Below are 6,594 nucleotides of genomic sequence, written 5' to 3' on the forward strand. Positions count from 1 at the left end.
GCACGCGTCGGTCTGTCCTAACGGATTACAGGTTCTTTAGCTCGGGTCCCAACGAAAGCGGTTTGCCGGCCTTAGCCTCGATCGTGGCTTGCCGATCGGCGTAGCGGATTCGGCACGGGCCGTCGAAGGTCGGCCGAATTTGGGCACTTGTCAATTTTCCGTTGTTCCAGGCCAAATCGACCTCGAAGCCGCCGCGAGCCCGCAGCCCTTTGACCGAACCGGTCGGCCAGGCTTTGGGGAGCGCCGGCAGCAGATGCAATTCCCCCTCCTGGCTTTGCAATAGCATTTCGGCGATGCCGGCAGTCGCGCCGAAATTACCGTCGATCTGAAATGGCGGATGTGTGTCGAACAGATTGGGATACGTGCCGCCACCCGACGAATAATTCACGCCCTTCACGCCGACAACTCGCAACTGGCGATGGAGCAGCTTGTAGGCGTGGTCGCCGTCGAGCAGCCGCGCCCAAAGATTGATTCGCCAAGCCATGCTCCAACCGGTGCTTTCGTCGCCACGCGCTTCGAGCGACACTTTGGCGGCCTGCGCCAGCTTGGGCGTTGCCAGCGGCGAAATCTGATGGCCCGGATAGAGGCCGACTAGATGCGATGTATGACGATGATCGTCCTTGGGGTCATCGCGATCGATCCTCCATTCCTGCAATTGGCCCCAGCGGCCGATCTTGGGGCCGAGCAGCTTTTGGCGCATCGCTCCGATCTTGGCTCGATAATCCGGATCAACCGCGAGCACTTGCGCGGCTTCCCCATAGTTCGTGAATAAGTCCCACACGAGTTGCTGGTCGAACGAAATACCGTCTTCCCTCGGGCCGTGCTCGGGCGAGAAATCGTTCGGGGCCACAAGCGTCCCATCGGGGAGGCGCTTCAATCGATCCTCCCAAAACTCGCAGGTTTCCTTCAGAATCGGATAGAGCCGTTTGAGATATGGCTTGTCGCCAGTGTACGCATAGTGGTCGAACAGATTCTGGCAGAGCCACGCGTTGCCGGCAGGGATCCATTCCCAGGTCGAGCCGCCGAAGATTCCGTTCTCCGCCCGCGATGCCCAGCCGCGGACATGGAACTCCGCCGCGGTCGCCCGGCGGTGGACTTCGCGCGTGCTGTCGACCCAATCGAACAGCGGCATGAAGCATTCCGGCAGATTCGTCGGATCGGCCGGCCAGTAGTTCATTTCCACGTTGATGTCGTTGTGATAATCGCTGCGCCAAGGCGGGCTGTTGCTGTCGTTCCAAAGCCCTTGCAGGTTGGCCGGCAGAGAACCAGGGCGCGACGAACTAATCAGTAGATAGCGGCCGTATTGGAAAAAGAGCGATTCCAATTCCGGGTCGGCGTGGCCCGAAGCATAGTCCTCAAGGCGCCGCAATGTGGTTTCCGAATCGACCGTCTTAGCAGACTCGCCGAGATTCAACTCTACGCGATCGAATAGCCTTTTGTAGTCGGCGACATGGTCGGACCGAAGTGTATCGAACGACTTGGCGGCGGCATCCGCAAGCTGCCGCATGAGCCGGTCGTGTGGAAGATCGCCGCGCCAATGTTTATCGGAGCGGTTCAGATAATCGGTGCCAGGGTCCAAGAGAATCGTCAGTGCGTCGACATTCTTGAAAACGAGCGATGCGCCCTGCGCATCCGATTGCAACGTGCCACCTTCGTGGAGCACGCGGATTTCAGCTTCGTAGTACAGGTGATTCGACAACTCGCCGCCGGCCGAAAGCCGATTCTGCTCGGCCACGGGCTCGGCGCCGTGGGCATCCTTGAGGCGGACCGTGCCCGAATATCGCCCCGGTTTGTCGGCCGTCAGCCGCAGCACGAGCACCTGATCCGGAAAGCTGCAAAACACCTCGCGATGGTATCTGACGCCGTCGAGCGCGTAGCTGACGCGATGGATGGCCGACGCGATGTCGAGCTCGCGGTGATAATCCGTCGCATGTTGGTGGCCAAGATCGACGAACAGATCACCGAAGTTCTGATAACTGCCTGTGTCGTTCTCATCGCCGGTCCAAAGGCTGTCTTCGTTAAATTGGATGTGCTCCGAATCCAGGCCGCCGAAAATCATTCCGCCGAATCGACCGTTGCCAACCGGCAACGCTTCGGTCATCCAATCCATCGCCGGCCGATCGTAACGAAGCACGAGGTCGGCCGCGGAGGCCGAAGTAGCGCCGGAAAGGCAAACAATGGCAACTAAACACGCTGCCGCACAAACGAAGTTGACGGGATGCAAGGCGTAACGCACGATGCTCGATTCTCGATTACGGGTTTAACTTTTCTTCGGCAATATAGACCGCACTCGCTCTTGAAGATCGTTCGCTCTTCTTACTAAATCCGCGCTCGGTTTTGCCTGTTTCACTTTGCCCATCGCCACGATGATCGCAGCGGCACTCAATCGGACGTCGGCCGCCCGGGCCAGATTGCCGGCGACGGCGATGGCCGCGGCGGCCGCGTCCGAGCGAACCGACGGCACGTCGAGAAACGGCGAGATTTGGTCGAAAGCCTTTGCCGATTGAACTCGACTGAGCACGCGCAGTAGCAGGCGGCGTTCGTCGTCGCGCTCGACGAGCGGCGTCGCGGTGGCCGACATTTCCAATCGCTTGTCGGCCGAAAGATCGACATCAAGGGCAAGCCGCAAGAAACCGCGCAGGGCGCGAAGCTTGTTGCTCGGCTGATTTGGATCGCGGGCCAGCGCCAGCAGATCGGGCGCTGCCGCCTGATCGGGCCACTTGCACAATGCCGCAACGCCGGCCTCGCGCGCTTGGTTTGCGCCGGATTTGATCGCCTCGCGCACCGCTTGCAGGCCGTTGGCTCCGCCGACCGTGGCAAGCAGACGCAAGATTTCGGCTTGCTGGTCGGCGTTGGCGCCGGTCATCGCGGCGACGATTTTCGCCGTGCAAGATTCCTTGTCGGGAGCCGACACGCAGATCGCGGCCACGACGTTTTCCGCCGACGCCTGTTCCGCGGGCGAGCCGGCTTTAAGCAGTACGCCGATCGTCTGCGGCAAATCCGCTTCGCTTGCCACGCCGGCCAATGCCTTCATCGCGGCCTGCCGCGCTTGGGGTTCGCTTTCGGCGGCGATTTTTAGCAACGCCCGCGTCGCCGCCGCGGTATGCCGTCGGCCAAGGCACTGGATCGCCACGAGCTGCTTGTCTCGGTCCGGCGAATCGACCATTTTGACAAGCGCCGCATCGGCTTCGCCAGCCGGCATCTTGACGATCGCAGCAATCGCCGCCTCGGAGACACCTTTTTCGGGCGCGACGGCGGCGGCGAGAATCGCGGGTAGCGATTGCGTGTCGTTCAAAAGGGCCAGCGATCGAACCGCGGCAATGCGAACGAGCGGATCGCTTTGTCCTACAACAGCACGAATTGCCGGCAGCGCCGCTTTGTCGCCCCGCACGCCGAGGGCTTGGATCAACAGCGATTGCCGCGCGGCAGGCAGCTTGGCGATTTGCGCGGCGTATGTCGCTGTTGCCTCGGCCGACGGAAGTTCGTGAGCTAGTTGCAGCGCGAGGTTGAACATCGCGCGGTCGTCGCTTCGCAATAACTCGGCCAGCATTTGCTGTGAATGGGGCTCGTGCAGAATTTCGCCCCGCGTCGCCGCAACACGGTACTGGATAGGAGCGTCAGAACCCTCGACGAATCCATACAATTGGATCGCTCGCGCTGGATGACCATCGGCAACCAGCTTATCGGCGCAGCGAAGCGCGGCGTCGCAGACTGCCGGCTTGATATGCAAAGGCGGACCGGCAACGAGCGGTGCCTTGCCGTCCCATAATTTCGGTTTGGCCACCGTCGGACCACCAAGAATCACCTTCAGCAGTGCGTCGGCGGCGGCGGGCGTGCCGATCTTTCCCAATGCGAATACTGCCGCGTTGGCAACGTGGGCATCCGAATCGGCGGTGTGCTCGAGCAGCAGCGAAATCGATTTTTCGTCCCGCTTCGCTCCCAACGAACTGAGAACCCCTGCAAGCAACTTGCCTTTCAACTTCGGTACCGCCGCTCGCAATACGTCTTCGACCGATGGATCCGAAATCCGCTCGAGCGCGTAGCGCGCCATGTGCGACAGCTTTTCATCGCCGAGCAAGCCGGCCAGCACCGGCACGGCATCGCGATTGCCGATCCAAGCGAGTTGCCGGCATGCCGCGGCTTTCTGCTCCTGCGAAGCGTTCGATTTCAACACGTCGATCAGCGCCGCTTGCGGCGGCGTCGCCGCCGGCGCGGGCGGATCGGCTCGAACGACGGCACATGCAATCCAAAACGCCACGATCAGGGCGGTGGTTAATCGCTTCATCGTCTCGGGTCCTGTAGAAACGAGTGCGGACTGTCCCCATTTGCGGAGTCCTGGGACTGTCCCCATTTGCGAAGGCCTCGGAGCCAACGGGGACTTTCCCCCTTGCGCCGCCCTCTCGCGCCGCGCTTCCGGCACTAGTTCTAGCTGTTTCACGTTCTCGGCTCCTACAGGCACCAGGGTTCGCGATAGGTTCGGATGCGGAAGCGATTGGCCTCGTCGTCGCCGACGAACATTTCGGTCGCGGGATCCAGTGTCAGTTTGCGGCCGAGCAGCCATGATGTCGCCGCCGCATAGCACGTGAGATGCGAATGACGCGTCGTATCGACGCTGCAATTCGTTCGGGCTCGGCTCTTCACGCAGTCGAGAAAATTGCGAACGTGTGGGCCCGGATTGATGCCGTCGTGCATTTTCGTCAGCCCCTTGAGTTCGCTGCGCAGCGACGCCGGATAGACCTCGATGCCGCCGCTGTCGCCCGTTTCGACCCAACCCTCATCGCCGACGAATCGGACCGGGCAAGTGCCCAAGTGATTATGCCAGCCCGGCCGATCGCCGAAGGGCGTGTCGAGAAATGTCAGGATCAGCTTGACGCCATTGGCGTAGTGGGCCGTGATGTCGGAGTGCGACGGCTCGTAGACGACCGGGGCGGTTTCGTCGGCCTGATTGGCCAACTGGCACAGATCGACCGTATGCGCGCCCCAGTCGAGGAGCGTCGCGCCGGATTCGAAATCAAAGTTGGCCCGCCAGCCGCCATTGACGTATTGGCTATTGTATGGCCGCCACGGCGCGGGGCCGAGCCACAGATCCCAATCGACGACATCGCGGGCCGGCTCCAGTTCGGCGGGAAGCCAATTGTAAATCACGCGCGGGCGATAGACCGAGGCGTAGAGCGTGTGCAGCTTGCCAAGCTTGCCGCTATGTGCCAAATGAATGGCCAGTTGGAAATTCTCGATGCTGCGCCGCTGAGTGCCGGCCTGATACACCGTGGCGTAGCGATGCATGGTGTCGGCGAGACGGCCACATTCTTCGATCGTCAGCGCACAGGGCTTTTCGCTATAGACATCCTTTCCGGCCTCGGCCGCCAGGATCGAAGCGGGCGTGTGCCATCGGTCGCCGGTGGCGATCAACACGGCGTCGATATCCGGCCGGGCGAGCAATTCGCGAAAGTCGCGATACGTGGCGCAATCCTTGTTGCCGTAGCGGCTGTCGACGGTCTGCTTGCCTTCCACGCGGCGTTTGGCTTGAACGTCGCAGACCGCCAAACAATGCAAATCCGCGTTGTCGAGCATGCAGGGGAGGTCCGTGTGGCAGCGCGGGCCAAATCCGATCACGCCAAGCGTGATGCGGTTGCTCGGCGCCGCAGCGCCGCCGAAGCCAAGCGCGCGGGCCGGAACGAAATACGGAACCGAAAGCGCCGCTCCAGCGGCAAGCGATTGCTTGAGAAACCCGCGACGGCTGGATGACTGTGGGGAATTGCCAACTCGTTTCAACGATGCGCTCCTTGTGGCAGGACCCGCCGGGCAGGAATGCGAGTGAGAGAGCGAGCGGTGGGCGGGAAGGCCCATTATGCGCGCAGTTCACTGGCCCGGCAACGAGCCGTTCAAAAAGCCAGCCTGTGTTGGCGTCCTCCCTCGCTGACGCTTCGGGCTAGTTATCTTTCGAGCCGGTCTTATTTGCAGCACGCCCTTCGCCGATGGGTGAACAACAGCAGGCCGATGCCGGCCAACGCGGCCAACACGATTGTCGAGGGCTCGGGCACGGCCGCAGGGCTGCCCGCGAACGTCGCACTCGGAGCGAATTCGGCGGTCACGGTTGCCAGGGCCGAAGCCGAGGGCGAGCTGAATGCACTTGTGTCGGATGCGAGCAGGCTCGAACCGATTTCAGCCGGCGATGCGTCGGGCGTGGAAAGTGCCGAATTCGACGGAATCACGGCGAGCACGCGGCTTTCCAGCAGGCTCGCGTTCAATCCCGGATCGACGGACGCCAGGTTCTCGATCGCCGTGATGCGGTTCTCCAGCGATTGGCCCGTCGCGCTCGTGATCGCACCCGAAGCGATTGCCGCTTGGATGGCGGTGAAGGGATCGCTCGTCTCGGTAGGCGACGCGGTGGCGGTCGAGGCGGTCGTCGCGGCCGGCTGAGCGTTGCCCTGTCCGCCGGCGTAAGGAAGGATCGTCACGGTCGAGCCGGCGTTGATCGCCAGCGAGTTTTGCAGGATCTGCGAGGCCGAGAGGTTTGCGCCGCCGCTGACGACCGTGTCGCCGTCGTAGGTGGTTGGGCCACTCGCGCTAGCGGTGCCTGTAATGACGCCCACG

At 62.1% G+C, this 6,594-nt stretch carries 4 protein-coding genes; all 4 read right to left on the reverse strand.

What is annotated here, in order from left to right:
- Window positions 1–25: 25 nt before the first annotated feature.
- Complete coding sequence (locus VHX65_17555; protein ID HEX4000361.1) at window positions 26–2,236, reverse strand: glycoside hydrolase family 95 protein; 2,211 nt, start codon at window positions 2,234–2,236, stop codon at window positions 26–28.
- 24 nt (window positions 2,237–2,260) lie between these two features.
- On the reverse strand, window positions 2,261–4,285 hold the full coding sequence (locus VHX65_17560) for a HEAT repeat domain-containing protein (protein ID HEX4000362.1): 2,025 nt from the start codon (window positions 4,283–4,285) through the stop codon (window positions 2,261–2,263).
- 164 nt (window positions 4,286–4,449) lie between these two features.
- A complete protein-coding gene (locus tag VHX65_17565; GenBank protein HEX4000363.1) occupies window positions 4,450–5,772 on the reverse strand; it encodes a Gfo/Idh/MocA family oxidoreductase in 1,323 nt (440 codons plus the stop codon).
- Between the two features lie 179 nt (window positions 5,773–5,951).
- Window positions 5,952–6,594 (reverse strand): PEP-CTERM sorting domain-containing protein (locus tag VHX65_17570; GenBank protein ID HEX4000364.1); only part of this gene is annotated, 643 nt, incomplete at its 5' end.

The sequence above is a fragment of the Pirellulales bacterium genome, from assembly GCA_036267355.1.
GTDB lineage: Bacteria > Planctomycetota > Planctomycetia > Pirellulales > DATAWG01 > DATAWG01.

What these genes read in the sequence shown, in the direction of transcription:
- VHX65_17560 (HEX4000362.1), bottom strand. Translation starts at nt 4,285, where the DNA reads ATGAAGCGATTAACCACCGCCCTGATCGTGGCGTTTTGGATTGCATGT.